14 protein-coding genes and 1 pseudogene are annotated in these 14,670 nt (G+C 65.1%); 8 read left to right on the top strand and 7 right to left on the bottom strand.

The features are described from left to right. Nucleotides 1-313: 313 nt before the first annotated feature. Both HZZ16_RS24770 and HZZ16_RS24775 read left to right on the top strand, forming a co-directional pair. Nucleotides 314-1,223: pseudogene (locus HZZ16_RS24770) on the top strand (DUF2189 domain-containing protein). Between the two features lie 119 nt (nucleotides 1,224-1,342). After that, a complete protein-coding gene (locus tag HZZ16_RS24775) occupies nucleotides 1,343-2,167 on the top strand; it encodes a lytic murein transglycosylase (protein WP_197952482.1) in 825 nt (274 codons plus the stop codon). Nucleotides 2,168-2,250: 83 nt separating this feature from the next. Here HZZ16_RS24775 and HZZ16_RS24780 read toward each other — a convergent pair whose 3' ends face one another. Further along, nucleotides 2,251-2,514, bottom strand: a complete 264-nt coding sequence (locus HZZ16_RS24780) for a hypothetical protein (protein WP_246510418.1) — start codon at nucleotides 2,512-2,514, stop codon at nucleotides 2,251-2,253. 558 nt (nucleotides 2,515-3,072) lie between these two features. Between HZZ16_RS24780 and HZZ16_RS24785 the strand changes: the two genes are divergently transcribed. From HZZ16_RS24785 to HZZ16_RS24805, 5 genes are all read left to right on the top strand, one after another. Then, on the top strand, nucleotides 3,073-3,225 hold the full coding sequence (locus HZZ16_RS24785) for a DUF1127 domain-containing protein (RefSeq protein ID WP_007590701.1): 153 nt from the start codon (nucleotides 3,073-3,075) through the stop codon (nucleotides 3,223-3,225). Nucleotides 3,226-3,354: 129 nt separating this feature from the next. Beyond that, nucleotides 3,355-4,782: a methylenetetrahydrofolate--tRNA-(uracil(54)-C(5))-methyltransferase (FADH(2)-oxidizing) TrmFO gene (gene trmFO, locus HZZ16_RS24790; RefSeq protein WP_197952484.1), complete on the top strand. Its 1,428-nt coding sequence runs from the start codon at nucleotides 3,355-3,357 to the stop codon at nucleotides 4,780-4,782. A gap of 7 nt (nucleotides 4,783-4,789) precedes the next feature. Continuing rightward, the gene (locus HZZ16_RS24795) at nucleotides 4,790-5,884 is read left to right on the top strand and encodes an AMP-binding enzyme (protein WP_197952485.1); all 1,095 of its coding nucleotides are present in this window, start codon (nucleotides 4,790-4,792) and stop codon (nucleotides 5,882-5,884) included. A gap of 95 nt (nucleotides 5,885-5,979) precedes the next feature. Continuing rightward, on the top strand, nucleotides 5,980-6,534 hold the full coding sequence (locus HZZ16_RS24800) for a CAP domain-containing protein (protein ID WP_197952486.1): 555 nt from the start codon (nucleotides 5,980-5,982) through the stop codon (nucleotides 6,532-6,534). A gap of 76 nt (nucleotides 6,535-6,610) precedes the next feature. Next, nucleotides 6,611-7,789, top strand: coding sequence for an aminotransferase class V-fold PLP-dependent enzyme (locus HZZ16_RS24805; protein WP_197952487.1), 1,179 nt, complete (start codon nucleotides 6,611-6,613; stop codon nucleotides 7,787-7,789). A 7-nt stretch (nucleotides 7,790-7,796) separates the two neighbouring features. On the opposite strand, the gene HZZ16_RS24810 is transcribed toward HZZ16_RS24805, so the two are convergent. Genes HZZ16_RS24810 through yajC form a run of 6 tightly spaced genes read right to left on the bottom strand, consistent with a single transcriptional unit; the run spans nucleotide 7,797 to nucleotide 13,441 of the window. Then, nucleotides 7,797-9,038: a threonine ammonia-lyase gene (locus HZZ16_RS24810; RefSeq protein WP_197952488.1), complete on the bottom strand. Its 1,242-nt coding sequence runs from the start codon at nucleotides 9,036-9,038 to the stop codon at nucleotides 7,797-7,799. Nucleotides 9,039-9,083: 45 nt separating this feature from the next. Beyond that, complete coding sequence (locus tag HZZ16_RS24815; protein WP_197952489.1) at nucleotides 9,084-9,944, bottom strand: phytoene/squalene synthase family protein; 861 nt, start codon at nucleotides 9,942-9,944, stop codon at nucleotides 9,084-9,086. Further along, on the bottom strand, nucleotides 9,941-10,324 hold the full coding sequence (locus HZZ16_RS24820) for an Mth938-like domain-containing protein (protein WP_028179505.1): 384 nt from the start codon (nucleotides 10,322-10,324) through the stop codon (nucleotides 9,941-9,943). Before HZZ16_RS24820 ends, HZZ16_RS24815 begins: the two co-directional genes overlap by 4 nt. Nucleotides 10,325-10,384: 60 nt before the next feature. Beyond that, entirely contained in the window at nucleotides 10,385-11,404 is a 1,020-nt protein-coding gene (gene secF / locus HZZ16_RS24825; protein WP_197952490.1) for a protein translocase subunit SecF, read from the bottom strand. A 10-nt stretch (nucleotides 11,405-11,414) separates the two neighbouring features. Next, nucleotides 11,415-13,019, bottom strand: a complete 1,605-nt coding sequence (gene secD, locus HZZ16_RS24830; RefSeq protein WP_197952491.1) for a protein translocase subunit SecD — start codon at nucleotides 13,017-13,019, stop codon at nucleotides 11,415-11,417. A 47-nt stretch (nucleotides 13,020-13,066) separates the two neighbouring features. Continuing rightward, nucleotides 13,067-13,441: a preprotein translocase subunit YajC gene (gene yajC / locus HZZ16_RS24835; RefSeq protein WP_197952492.1), complete on the bottom strand. Its 375-nt coding sequence runs from the start codon at nucleotides 13,439-13,441 to the stop codon at nucleotides 13,067-13,069. A 182-nt stretch (nucleotides 13,442-13,623) separates the two neighbouring features. On the opposite strand from yajC, the gene HZZ16_RS24840 reads away from it, so the two are divergent. Then, nucleotides 13,624-14,604: an ATP-binding protein gene (locus HZZ16_RS24840; RefSeq protein WP_197952493.1), complete on the top strand. Its 981-nt coding sequence runs from the start codon at nucleotides 13,624-13,626 to the stop codon at nucleotides 14,602-14,604. The last annotated feature ends 66 nt before the right edge of the window (nucleotides 14,605-14,670 follow it).

Genomic DNA, 14,670 nt, shown 5'->3' on the forward strand with positions numbered 1-14,670 from the left:
TGGAAGGGCCTGAGTGGCACACTTATAGACCAAGTCACTGCGTGGCGCCCGCGAAGTTGCGAACCATCGCGCAGCATCAGCTTATCTGCGGCGAAATGACGACCGAATGACGTTGCTGAACTTGCGCTGCGGCATCGAATTTCACCCCAGCGTGAGGGACAGGACTCGGAAATAGGCGTACGGTTTGCGTTCAGCTCGCGATGCCTTCCGGAATTCGCGTCTGGTCGGGATCGCGGGATTTCAAGAGAAAACGCGGCCGCTTGCGCCGTTTGCCGGCGCCGGACTCGGCCGCTTGGCAAGGGAGCTAGCGACCATGGCCACACTCTACCAGGGCAATGTCCCCACGATGGCCCAGCCCACGGATGCGGCTGGACCGGTGATCCGAACCATTCAATTGTCCGATCTGCATGACGCGCTCAGGCGCGGCTGGGAGGATTTCAAGGCCGTTCCGAGCCACGCCATCATCCTCTGCGTGATCTACCCGGTGCTCGGCCTCGTGCTCGCCCGCGTGGTGATGGGCTATTCGGTGCTGCCGCTGCTGTTTCCGCTTGCCGCAGGCTTCGCGCTGATCGGGCCTTTCGCCGCCGCTCGGGCTCTACGAGCTTTCCAGCCGGCGCGAGCGCTATGAACCGGCCAGCGCCTGGGATGCCATGGAGGTGCTGCGCTCGCCGTCGTTCGGTGCGATGCTCGGCCTCGGTACGTTGCTGCTCGCCCTGTTCGTCACCTGGGTGGCGACGGCGCAGGCGATCTATGTCGCGGCGTTCGGCTACGAGGGCGTCACCGGTTTCTCGGACTTCATCAAGCGCGTGCTGACGACCGAGCAAGGCTGGTGGCTGATTGTGGTTGGCTGCGGCACCGGATTTCTGTTCGCGCTCGCCGCGCTCTGTCTCAGCGCCGTATCGTTCCCCTTGATGCTGGATCGCCATGCCGGTGCATTCGAGGCGATAAGCACATCCCTGCGCGTGGTCGGGAAAAACCCGGTGCCGATGGCGGCCTGGGGCCTGATCGTGGCGGTGCTGCTCGCGCTCGGCACGATCCCGGCGTTCCTCGGCCTCGCCGTCGTGATCCCGCTGCTCGGGCACGCCACCTGGCACCTCTACCGCAAGGTGATCGCGTCCGATCCGGGCGCACGTCCGGTGCCGCCTCCGCCGCATCGGCCGCGCAAGCCGGCCGCCGACTTCCCGGCCAACCTCTTCCCGTGGCGGAATCGGACGGACGTCTGACAATCGCGTGACGTGCGGCCCTGCCCGGTTCGGACAGGGCTGCACGCCTTGCTTTGGCCGCGGTTACAGCCGAGATTATGCTGCCGGTCAGGTCAGTTCACGGAAATCCATTTCATCTGATGACTCCGACGATTTCTCGTCTTGCTCTCGCAGCCTTCGCCGTCTCCGCGTCCCTTCTCTCAGTCCAGCCAGCGCCCGCCGCGGTTGCCTGCGGCTCGGGCAATTTCGACGCCTGGCTGGCTGATTTCAAAACCGACGCTGCAGCGAAGGGCATCTCGCAGCAGACCATCAATGCCGGGCTTGCCGGCGTCACGCTCGACCAAAGCGTGATCAACCGCGATCGCTCGCAGAAAGTCTTCACCCAGAGCTTCGAGGAATTTTCCGGCCGCATGGTGCCGCCGCGCTTGGAGCGCGGCGCCAACAGGATGAAGCAATACGGCTCGGTGCTGTCGCGCATCGAGCAGGCCTATGGCGTGCCAGGCGAAGTCCTGGTCGCGATCTGGGGGCTGGAGACCGATTTCGGCGTCAACACCGGCAAGTTCGCAACGATCCGCTCGCTTGCAACGCTCGCGTACGATTGCCGTCGCGCCGAGCAGTTTCGCGCCGAGCTGTTGGATGCGCTGCGCATCGTCCAACGCGGCGATCTTGCGCCTGCCGACATGAAAGGCGCCTGGGCCGGCGAGCTCGGCCAGACCCAGTTCATGCCGTCATCCTGGATGAAATATGCCGTCGACTTCGACGGCAATGGCAAGCGCGACCTTCTGCACAACGTGCCCGACGTGCTCGCCTCCACCGCCAATTATCTGGCCGGCTATGGCTGGCAGAAGGGCAAGGACTGGCAGCCGGGCAGTCCGAACTTTGAGGTGCTCAAGCAGTGGAACAAGAGCGAGGTCTACTCAAAGACGGTGGCCTATTTTGCCGCCCAGCTCGCACGCGCCCCTTAGAATAACACGCCACAACACGACAAAACGCTTGGGCCGATCGCAACGCGACCGGCCCTCTCTTGGGTACGTTTACTTGGGTGCGTTTACTTGCCCATGGTGGCGTGCATCGCCTTGTTCAGATGCGCGCCGCACGCACCCATTTTGCCGTTGAGCAGGGAGTCCTGAGCCGCAGCAATCTCCTTCTGCGCGACGAACTTGCTGTCGCCGTCGGCCATGTTCTCGATCGCGGTTTCCGTTTTCTCCAGGTTGGCTCCGCTGCAACCACCCATGGCGTGCTTGGCGGCCTGGACGGGCGCGACGGCGAATGCAACAGCCGCGACTGCGATAACCCCGAGTAACTTCGTCATGACGTTACTTCCTTCTTGTGACTGGGCAGACCAGCGAAATTGCCGGATCTGCAGCACGACTTTCCTCCAGGCGCGGCAACTTGCCGCAATAAACTCCTCGCGAGGACTGCGTGATGTTGCGCTCGGCACAGAGCAACATGCAGAATTGCGGATTTCCTTATGCAGGTACAAGGAACCTCGTCGCTGGGGCGGCTAAATGAACCTAAATTCATTATTTTGCTTGTGGATGCATGCGAATCGCGCATGCGTGTTTTGGGCTTAGGCGCTACCGGCGCTCTTGAATGTACTGTGAAAGCGCAACATGTTTGCCGGCGCGTGTCTGTCTAAGTCTGCGGCATAAGCCCGTGAATTCACGGTGATTTGTGGCTCCCGGGCGAGCGCATCGCCCATCGCTCGGGCAGGAGCGCTCCTCAGTTAATCGCTCGTTACCGGCGGTATGCATGTGGCGCTTAGCTGCATCGCAACATTGGAACTTTCGCACTGCACCACTCTCACCTATATTCATTTCAACGATGAGGCCTTCAAGCAAAGGCTGAATCGAACTACAGGAGACTACCAATGCTGCTCTCGCTCATCCGCATGATCCAGGCCTTCCGGGACTATCAGCGCAATGTTGCCGAGCTGTCCCAGCTCAGCGATCGCGAACTGGCCGATATCGGCCTCGATCGCTCGGACATCCCGCGCGTTGCCGCCGGCCAGTATCAGGGCTGATATCCTTCAGCCCTTTCGCCCGGAACGGACCGATAGCGCCCGCCTCGTGCGGGCGTTGTCGCATCTGGCGGCAGAAAACTCGATCTCGGCGATTCCACTCTCCGCCGAAAAGCGCTACCTGTCCGCCCCATGACAGGACCCCAATCCAACATCGTGCACGTGATCGGTGCCGGCCTCGCCGGTTCGGAAGCTGCCTGGCAGGTTGCGAAGTCCGGCGTGCCCGTGGTGCTACACGAGATGCGGCCGACCCGCATGACCGAGGCGCATCGCACTGACGGGCTCGCCGAGCTCGTCTGCTCCAATTCGTTCCGCTCGGATGACGCCGCCAACAACGCCGTCGGCCTGCTGCATGCGGAAATGCGCCGCCTCGACTCGCTGATCATGCGCGCCGCCGATGCCAACCAGGTGCCCGCCGGCGGCGCACTCGCGGTCGATCGCGACGGCTTCTCCGCTGCCGTCACCAGCGCGCTGAACGATCACCCCCTCATCGAAATCGCACGCGGCGAGGTCGCCGGCCTGCCGCCGGCCGAGTGGAGCAACGTCATCGTCGCCACCGGGCCTCTCACCTCCGCGCCGCTGGCTGAGGCCATCCGCGAGCTGACCGACGAGAACGCGCTCGCCTTCTTCGACGCCATCGCGCCGATCGTGCACCGCGAATCCATCGATATGTCGGTGGCCTGGTTCCAATCGCGCTACGACAAGGTCGGCCCCGGCGGCAACGGCGCCGACTACATCAACTGCCCGATGACAAAGGAGCAGTATGACGGCTTCGTCGCCGCGCTGATCGCCGGCGAGAAGACCGAGTTCAAGGAATGGGAGACCAACACGCCCTATTTCGACGGCTGCCTGCCGATCGAGGTGATGGCGGAGCGCGGCCACGAAACGCTGCGCCATGGTCCCATGAAGCCGGTCGGCCTCACCAATCCGCACGATCCCACCACGAAACCCTACGCGATCGTGCAACTGCGCCAGGACAACAAGCTCGGCACGCTCTACAACATCGTCGGCTTCCAGACCAAGCTGAAATACGGCGAGCAGCAGCGCATCTTCCGAACCATTCCGGGGCTGGAGAACGCCGAATTCGCTCGCCTCGGCGGCCTGCATCGCAACACCTTCCTGAACTCGCCGAAGCTGCTCGACGGCCAGCTGCGGCTGCGTGCGCAGCCGCGGCTGCGCTTCGCCGGCCAGATGACCGGCTGCGAGGGCTATGTGGAATCGGCTAGCGTCGGCTTGATCGCGGGTCTCTATGCCGCCGCGGACGCGCGCGGCGAGATGCTTGTCAGTCCGCCCGCTACGACCGCACTGGGATCGCTGCTCGGTCACATCACCGGCGGCCATATCGAGACCATCGAGCCGGGAACGCGCTCGTTCCAGCCGATGAACATCAACTTCGGCCTGTTCCCACCGCTCGCGAGCCTGCCAACGAAGAAGCCCGACGGCACACGGCTGCGCGGCAACGAGAAGACGGTGGCCAAGAAGCAGGCGCTGAGCGCCCGGGCGCTCGCCGATCTCGATCGCTGGATCGCCGATCACCTGCGCATTGCCGCCGCCGCGTGAGTTTGCGATGAGCTTGCCCAAAGACGACGCCGCAGAGCTGTCGGCGCGCTGGACCGAAGGCGTGATGCTCAAGCGCGACGTGTTCTCGACCGTCGAGCGCGGCCGTTTCCGCAGCGAGAGCGGCGAGATCGACGCGGTGCTGCGCCGGCTCGACGAGGTGCCATGGTGGTCGTTCCTGCTGGCACGCCACCTGTTCGCCCGCGAGAAGCAGGCCCTGGTGCGCGCCAAAGGCCTCGACGTCGGCCCCAAGCTGCTCTGGGCCGGGCGCCGCGCTCTGGTGCGCGGCTTCGTCGACGGCGTCGCGCTGCATCTCGCAAAGCCCCATGGCGATCTCGCCTATTTCCGCTCGGCCAAGGCCGCACTGCGCCGGCTGCGTCGCGCCGGCATCTGCCACAACGATCTCGCCAAGGAGCAGAACTGGCTGGTCGGCCGCGACGGCCGCGCCTATGTGACCGACTTCCAGCTCGCCGCGTGCTTTGAGCGCCGCGGGCGGCTCTATCGCATCCTCGCCTATGAAGACCTCCGGCATCTGCTCAAGCACAAGCGCTCCTACGCGCCCGAGGCGCTGACGCCGCGAGAGCGAAAGATCCTGGCGAGGAAGTCGTTCGCCGCGAGCCTGTGGCTCGCCACCGGCAAGAAGGTCTATCGCGCCATCACCCGCGGCCTGTTCAACTTCACCGACCGCGAGGGCGGCGGCCGCCGGCTCGTCAACGACGCGCCGGTGCTGGCCGAGCTGATCCGCCGGAATCCCGCCGTGCGCGACGCCGCCATCGTCGCCTTTGCCGACCGCCGCTCCGGCGTCGGGCTTTACGCCTTCGTCGAAGCCGATCAGGCCGCGCTCGAGGGCCAGCTCCGCAGCGAGCTTGCCGCCGCCAAGGGACCGAAGCCGCCCGAGCACATCCAGGTCGTGCACGCCCTGCCACGCAACACCAGCGGCAAGCCGCGCATCGAGGTCCTGCAACTGGTCGCCATGAATCAGCTCGACCTGATCGAGCCGATGATGAAGAACGAGCAGGACCGCGCCTTCCTCAAGGACATCCTGGAGCAGCGCAAGAACCTGCGCGACCGCTTCAATTTCGAGGCGAAGCTCCCAACGAGCTAGCGCGGAATCTGCGCCTTGAAGCCTCCACAATGGCGACCGAGAAGCGCTTGGATCACGCAGGGTTGGCAGAGATCATGGGCGGTCGGGGGACGATGATGCATCGTATGGTTGGCGGAACGATCGCTGGCCTTGTGCTGCTGGCAGGCGCGCCCGCGCTGGCCGACTCACCGGCGGAGCTGATCTCCAGCTTCCGTCAGAAGCATGGTGAGGCCCGCGTCGTCCGCGACGCCACCCTCGATCGCATCGCCATGGATCAGGCCCGCGCGATGGCGGCGAAGGACAATCTCAGCCACGACGCACTCGGCCCGTTCAACCGCCGTGTCGCGCCGGCCGGCGCGGGGCGCGCCGCCGAGAACATCGCCTACGGCTACGACAGTTTCGAGAAGACGCTTGGCCAGTGGATCGACTCCTCCGGGCACCGCAAGAACCTCTTGCTGCACAACGCCTCCCGCGTCGGCATTGCCAGCGCCAAGAATGCGAGTGGCAAGCGCACCTATTGGGCCATGGTCATCGCCGGCGACTACGAGCCGAAGGGCAAAGGCAAGAAAAAGGACAAGGAGCCCATCGTCGCCGTGAAGCGCGAGGTCGCGCCCGCGAGCAAGCCGAAGTCCGGCAATTGTCACATCAAGCTGCTGGGCCTCTGCATCTGAGGCGCGCCAGCCCAGCTTGCTTGCGCTCGGCAACGCGCCTAATTCATGCACGAATCGCAAGACGCGGAGGGCGTGAGTGATCGACCTCGACCGAATACGTGCCGACACGCCAGCCACCAGCCGGCTCGCCTATCTCCACAACGCCGGCGCGGCGCTGATGCCGACCCCCGTTCTCGCTGCAATGAAGCAGCATATCGACCTCGAAAGCGAGATCGGAGGCTACGCCGCCGCTGACCGCGAAGCCCAGCGGCTCGACGCGGTCTATGGCTCGGTCGCGCGCCTGCTGAATGCCGCCCCCGACGAGATCGCGCTCGTGGAGAACGCGACGGTTGCCTGGCAGATGGCATTCTATTCGCTTCCGTTTCGCAAGGGCGACCGTATCCTGACCGCCGAGGCGGAGTACGCCGCCAATTATGTCGCCTTTCTTCAGGTCGCGAAACGAACCGGCGCGACCATCGAGGTCGTGCCGAGCGATGCCACCGGCGAGCTCGACCTGCACGCGCTGGAGCGCATGCTCGACCGACGCGTGAAGCTGATCGCCGTCACCTGGGTTCCGACCAATGGCGGGCTGGTCAATCCAGCAGAGGCAATCGGCAAGATCGCGCGGGCGCATGGCATTCCCTATCTGCTCGACGCCTGCCAGGCGATCGGGCAGATGACGGTCGACGTAGACGCCATCGGCTGCGACATGCTGTCGGCCACGGGCCGCAAATTCCTGCGCGGCCCGCGCGGCACCGGCTTTCTCTACGTCCGCCGCGCACTGCTGCAGCAGCTCGAGCCACCGATGATCGACCATTTCGCAGCGCCCTGGGTCTCGCGCGATGAGTATCGGCTCCGCGACGATGCCCGCCGTTTCGAGACCTGGGAAAACAACTACGCGGCCCGGCTTGGGCTCGGCGCGGCTGTCGACTACGCGCTCGAGATCGGACTCGCTCCGATCGAACAGCGCTGCCGCCTGCTTGCCGACCGTCTTCGTAGCGGCCTTGCGGCCCTTCCAGGCATCACCATTCGCGACCTGGGACGTGCGCCGGGCGCCATCGTCAGCTTCACGATGAATGGCTATGAGGCGGAGGCCATTGTCAGCAGCGCCGCGACGGCGGGCATCACAATCGGCACTTCAGACCCGTCGAGTACCCGCATCGATGCCGAGATCCGCGAGCTGCCGCCGCTCGTCCGGGCTTCTCCCCACTACTACAATACCCAAGAAGAGATCGACCGGCTGATCGACCACGTCGCGAATTTGGCGTCACGTTAGCGCGCGCTCAGGTGCAGCGCGCGCTCAGTCCGGATGCGCTGAGCCTGGCCATCACCTCGTCGAGATGGGCGGCGTCGCGGGTCTCGATGACCAATTGCAGCAGCGTCGCCTTGGCCGGCAGGTCGGAGAAGGTCCGCTGATGCGAGACCTCGATGATGTTCGCACCCGCCTCGGCCAGCAGCGCTGCCACGGCGGCAAGCTGCCCCGGCCTGTCGGGGATATCGAGCGACAATTGCGTCAGCCGCCCCTCGCGCGCCAGCTCGCGGGTGAGCACGGAGGCGATCAGCCGCGTGTCGATGTTGCCTCCGCTCAGCACGAGGCAGACCTTCTCGCCGGCAAAGCGGGACGGATCGGACATCAGCGCGGCGAGGCCGGCGGCGCCGGCGCCCTCGACCACCGTCTTCTCGATCGAGATCAGGGTCGCGACTGCGCGCTCGAGCTCGGCTTCGTTGACGAGCGCAATGTCGTCGACGAGGCGGCGGACGATTTCGGTGGTGATCTTGCCCGGTGATTTCACCGCGATGCCCTCGGCGAGCGTATCGCCGCGCGCCGGCAGATTGCCATCGTGGATGGCGTTGTACATCGAGGGATACAGCCAGGCCTCGACGCCCAATATCCGCAACGACGGCTTGATCGACTTCGCGGCAATGGCAATCCCGCTGATCAGACCGCCGCCGCCGATCGGGACGACGAGCGTGTCGAGCTCCGGGACCGCCTTCAGCACTTCCAGCCCGATCGTGCCCTGCCCGGCGATGACGAGCGGATCGTCGTAAGGGTGGACGAAGACCATGCCGTGCGCTTCACCGTGGCTTCGCGCAAAGGCGGCCGCCTCTTCCAGTGTCGCGCCCGTGACAACCACCTCGGCACCGTGATGCCTGGTATTCTCGATCTTCACCATGGGCGTGCCGATCGGCATCACGATGGTGGCGGGAATGCCGAGCCGCTTGGCGTGATAGGCGACGCCTTGCGCGTGGTTGCCCGCGGACATCGCGATCACGCCCCGGACGCGCTCTTGCGGCGTCAGCGCGGTGAGCCGGTTGAGCGCGCCGCGCTCCTTGAACGATGAGGTGAACTGCAGGTTCTCGAATTTGAGCCAGATGTCGCAGCCGCAGATGCTGCTCAACGTCCGGCTATGGCTACAGGGCGTCTCAACGACGGCGCCTTGGATGGTCTTGGCGGCGGCGTGAATGTCTTCAGGGGCGACCGGAAGGCCGCTGAAATCGGACGTACTTTGGGACCTGTCAGCCATAGGACAGCATAGAGCATTTGGGCGGCCCAGGCGATAAGCCGGCGTCTATTTGGTAAATTCACGCGATCGCGAGGCGCGCCACAGCGTCCAAAGCGTGCGCAACCGCGAGGTCGGTTGCAACGTAAACGGATTGCGTCCCGGGCGCGACAGGCGCTCGAGATCGGCCTGCGCCTGGCGCAGCGGCAGAAACGCCGGCCGCACCGGCGGCGCCACCCGCGCCAACAGCGATGAAGCCGCGGTCATATGCTGCCGGGCTTCACCCGCGAGCTGATCCAGCACCGCATGGAGATTGGGTGTCTCCTTGCCGGCGAAGACATCCTCCATGCTGCAATTGTGCTTCTCCAGCACCTGCTGCGGCACGAACAATTGCCGGCGCGCGGCATCGCGCGGCAGATTGGCGATAACCTGCACGATACCCTGCGCCAGCCCTGCATGGCGGGCAAGATGCTCGGCCGCCTCCGATGCCGGTCCCAACACCTGCGCTGCCAGGGCGAACAGCGCCGATGAGGTCGCCGCCAGATAACCTTCCAGCGCGGCCATAGTCGGCATCGGGTCGTTGTAGAGATCGAACTGGTGCTCCTCGGCAAGCAGCGACAGCGGCTCGACCGGCAGGTGGAAATCCCTGACAGCGCGGAGCAGCTCGGCCGCCACCGGATTGCCCTCGGCGCTGCCATGGACGTGGCCCGACAGCATGTCGGTCCACCATTGCAGGCGGATCTCGCCGGGCAAGGGCTGGCTCACCTGGTCGCGAACGCGGACGATCTCGACGTTGAAGGCATAGAGCGCCAACAAGGCGTGGCGCTCGGCGGCAGGCGCGAACAGGGTCGCGGCGTAGCGCGGAAAGTCATGACTGCGCACGAGATCGGCGCAAAAAGCAACGGAGTCGGACGGCGCCGGGTTGCTCATGGCACGGCGATCAGCGCGGCGGCAACCCGCCGCCGTTCACCGATCATGATGTTGTAGGTGCGCACGGCCGGGCCGGTCTGCATCGTGTCCAGTACCACCCTCACCGCTTTGAGCGCCTGACGCAGCTCCGGCGGCGGCAGCCATAGCCCCGTTCCAGTGCCGACCAGGAGCGTGTCGATGCTGTTGGCCGCCGTAAACACCCGATCCAGCGAGTAGCGGTCGATCTTCGCGGGGTCGGTCACGTCCCAAGCCCAGATCGCGTCGGGCAGGCAGAGCAGCGAGCCCCGATGCGACATGCCGGCGAAGGCGAAGCCGCCCTTACCATAGGCATCGATCGGTGCCGAGCGCGGGAAATGCGGAGCGTTGGGATCGCCGGCCATGAGCTTCGTCCGAGTGGGCTTACTGCCCTCGCAAACGCCTGTGAGGGCACGAGGTTCGGATCACGCCTTGCTTTTCTTCGCCGGCGTCGCCGTATCGGGCGCGTCTTCGCGATGCTCGCCGACGCCGAGATAGATCAGGATCGGCGCTGCAATGAAGATCGAGGTGTAGGTGCCAACCAGCACCACACCGAACATCATCACCGCGGTGAAGCTGTGGATGGCATGGCCGCCGAACAGCAGCAGCGCGAGCAGTGCCAGCGTCACCGTGACGTGGGTGATGATCGAGCGCGACAGCGTCGAGTTGATGGATTCGTTCAGCAGCTGCGGCATCGGCATCTTCTTGTAGCGCCGCAGCATTTCCCGGATGCGGTCGTAGATGACGACGGTGTCGTTGAGCGAATAGCCGAGAATCGTCAGCAGCGCCGCGATGCTGGTCAGGTCGAAATCGACCTGGCTGATCGACATGAAGCCGATCGTCAGCACGATGTCGTGCACGTTGGCGATCATGGCGCCCAGCGCGAACTGCCATTCGAACCGGAACCAGAGATAGATCAGGATCGCGACGATCGCGAGCATCAGGCCGAGCATGCCGTAGGCCAGGAGCTCGCCGGCGACGCGCGGACCGAGCACCTCGGTGCGCTGAATGTCGACACTGTCGCCAAGCGCGCCACGAAGCTTCTGCAGGGCTGCCTGCTGTGCCGCGTCGCCACCCGGCTGCTCCGCAACACGGATCAGGACGTTCTCGGGACCGCCGAACTGCTGCAGCTGGACCTCGCCGAGGCCCAGGGCGTCGAGCGAGGTGCGCATCGCCGCGATGTCGGCGGTGCCGGACTTCGCCTTCACCTCCAGCAGCGTGCCGCCCTTGAAGTCGATGCCCAAATTCAGGCCGTGGGTGAAGAACAGCGTGATCGCGACGATCGACAGCGCAGCCGAGATCGGGAAACTGATGCGGCGGAAGCGGGTGAAGTCGAAATGCGTCTCGTCCGGAACGATGCGCAGCGACGGCAACACGCCGAGGGCCGCAACCACGGTGAGGATGGCAATGAGGACGCCGAGCCCGATGAGAACGGTCTGAGTCACGATCAGGCTCCTAGATCGGCACGCTCTGCGGCCGCTTCCACCGCACCCACCAAGCCACGATCAGCCGGGTCAAGGTGAAGGCGGTGAACACAGTGGTGATGATGCCGATGCCGAGCGTCACGGCGAAGCCGCGCACCGGGCCGGTGCCGATGTAGAACAGCACCGCGGCGGCAATGAAGGTGGTGATGTTGGAATCGAGGATGGTTGCGAGCGCCCGCTTGAAGCCGGCGTCGATCGCCGAGATCGCGTTGCGGCCGCCGCGCAGCTCCTCGCGGATGCGCTCGTAGATCAGCACGTTGGAGTCGACGGCGATGCCGACGGTGAGCACGATGCCGGCGATGCCGGGCAGCGTCAGCGTGGCGTTCAGCAGCGACAACAGGCCGAAGATCATGGCGACGTTGATGGTCACCGCGATGTTCGCGAACACGCCGAACAAGCGGTAGGTCACGAGCATGAACACGACGACGAGGATCGAGCCGACATAGGCGGCGAGTTCGCCCTTCTCGATCGAGTCCTGGCCGAGGCCCGGACCGACGGTGCGCTCCTCGACGACCGTGAGCGGCGCCGGCAGCGCGCCTGCGCGGAGGAGAATCGCGAGATCGTTGGCCGATTGCACGGTGAAATTGCCGGAGATCTGGCCCTGACCGCCGGTGATGGGCTCGCGGATGACCGGCGCCGAGATCACCTTGTTGTCGAGCACGATCGCGAAAGGCAGTCCGACGTTCTCCGTCGTGGCCTGCGAGAACTTGCGGGCACCCGAGGTGTTGAACTTGAAGCTGACGACCGGCTCGCCGGTGCGCTGATCGAAGCTCGCCTGGGCGTCGGTCAAATCGCCGCCGGCGACCAGCACCTGTTTCTTGACCACGTAGGGCGTAGGCGGCGGCGATGCGCTCGTCAACAGCTCGGATTCCGGCGGCAACCTGCCCGCTTGCGCCTGATCCGGCGGCACGGAGGTGTCGACCATGCGGAATTCCATCTTCGCGGTCTTGCCCAGCAGCTCCTTCAGGCGGGTCGGGTCCTGGAGGCCGGGGACCTGCACCAGGATGCGGTCGTTGCCCTGGCGCTGGATCACGGGCTCGACGGTACCGAGCTCGTTGACGCGGCGTTCGACGATCTGGATCGACTGCTCAATGGTCTTGCGCATGCGGTCGAGCATCGCGGCCTGCGGGATGCTGAGGCGGATCACACCGCCGCTGGCATCAGCCACCTCGAGGTCGCGCTGGCCGCTGGATCCCATGAGGCCGCCCAGCGGCTGGGACAGCTCGCGTAGCTTGGCGAGTGCCGGCTGCACGTCGGTTTCCTTGGTGATGCGAACTTCGACCGCGTCGTTGCGCACGGTGACGCCGCCGGTGAAACCGATCTTGGCGTCGCGCAACGTTCGGCGAACGTCGTCGCGGATCTGATCCAGCCGTTCCTTCTTCACGTAGTTGGAATCGACCTCGAGCAGCAGATAGGAGCCGCCCTGGAGGTCGAGTCCGAGCACGAGCCGGCGCTGCGCCCAGGCCGGCCAAGTCTTGACCTGGGCCTCGGGGAAGAAGTTCGGGACCGCGCAGAGGCACACGATCAGCGCCGTCAGGATGATCCCGAGCGCCTTCCACCGCGTGAAATACAACATCGACTGGACCTGTCAGATCAGGAGACTTGAGATGCTCGCGGACGCGCTCACTTCGACGCGGCGTCGTCCTTGGCAGCTTCCTTGCTATCCTTGGATTCCTTCGCCGGCTCGCCCTTGGCGCGGACGCCCGAGATCATCTGACGCATCTGCCGCACGCGCACGCCGTCGGAAATCTCGAACTCGATCTGGTCGTCGTCGACCACCTTGGTGACCTTGCCGACGAGGCCGCCCGACGTGACGACGGTGTCGCCGCGGCGGATGTTCTTCACGAGTTCGGCGTGGTCGCGGACCTTCTTCTGCTGCGGACGGAGAATCAGGAAGTACATGATCACGAAGATCAGGGCGAACGGCAGCAGCGACATCAACATGCTGTTGGTGTCGCCAGCGGCCGCGGCCTGGGCATACGCAGGGGTAATCAGCATTCGGACGATCCTCGTGAGAACGGGGGAAAGCCGGTCAGGCCCTCAAAGGCGACCGGTTCGGTCAAATTCGCGCGGACTATAGCGGCCATTGCCCCAATTGCAACGCTGCCAGACCGCCCTTTTGGGCCACCTTGCGGCGCCCCGTGAGGCCCGATAAGGCTGCGTTCTCAGGAACTTCGAACATGCCCAAAAACCATAGCAAAAGCCCGGCCGGCAAAGGCCCCCGCACCCCTGCCAACAAGCCCACCCGCCTCGCGGCAAAACGCCCCACGGCAGCGGACAGCAAGGCAGGTGGAGACCTCGCCCAGGAGCGGATCGTCCGCGCCCTTGAGACCATTGCGGCGCACCTCTCCGCCCAGGGCAAGCCGGCGATCGAGCCCGAGTCGTTCGAGCGGGCGGATGCCTATGTCTGGCACCCCGACGGACGCCTCTCGGCGGTGCCGCGCGTGAGCCGCGTCGAGCTGTTCCTGCTCAAGGGCGTCGACCGGATGCGCGACATCCTGATGGAGAACACGGAGCGCTTCGCCAATGGCCTGCCGGCCAACAACGCCCTGCTCTGGGGCGCACGCGGCATGGGCAAGTCGTCGCTGGTGAAGGCGGCGCATGCCAGCATCAACGCGGAGCGCAAGCCGGCCGACAAGCTCAAGCTGATCGAGATCCACCGTGAGGACATCGAGAGCCTGCCGGCATTGATGGAGCAACTGCGGGCCTCCTCCTTCCGTTTCATCGTGTTCTGCGACGATCTCTCCTTCGACGGCAACGATGCCTCCTACAAGTCGCTCAAGGCGGTGCTCGAAGGCGGTATCGAGGGCCGGCCCGAGAACGTCATCCTCTACGCCACCTCCAACCGGCGCCATCTGCTGGCGCGCGAGATGATCGAGAACGAGCGCTCGACCGCGATCAATCCGGGCGAAGCGGTCGAGGAGAAGGTCTCGCTGTCGGATCGCTTCGGCCTTTGGCTCGGCTTCCACCGCTGCAGCCAGGACGAATATCTCGCCATGGTGCGCGGCTATTGCAGCCATTTCGGCATCAGGATCGACGACGAGGCGCTGGAGCGCGAGGCACTCGAATGGTCCACAACGCGCGGCTCGCGCTCGGGCCGCGTCGCCTGGCAGTTCGTGCAGGAGCTGGCGGGACGGCTCGGTGTGAAACTAACGGCGTAGTAGCGCTGTTACCCCGAATTCAACTGTCGTCGCCCGCGAAAGCGGGCGACCCAGTACGCCGCAGCT

Source organism: Bradyrhizobium glycinis, assembly GCF_016031655.1.
GTDB lineage: Bacteria > Pseudomonadota > Alphaproteobacteria > Rhizobiales > Xanthobacteraceae > Bradyrhizobium > Bradyrhizobium glycinis.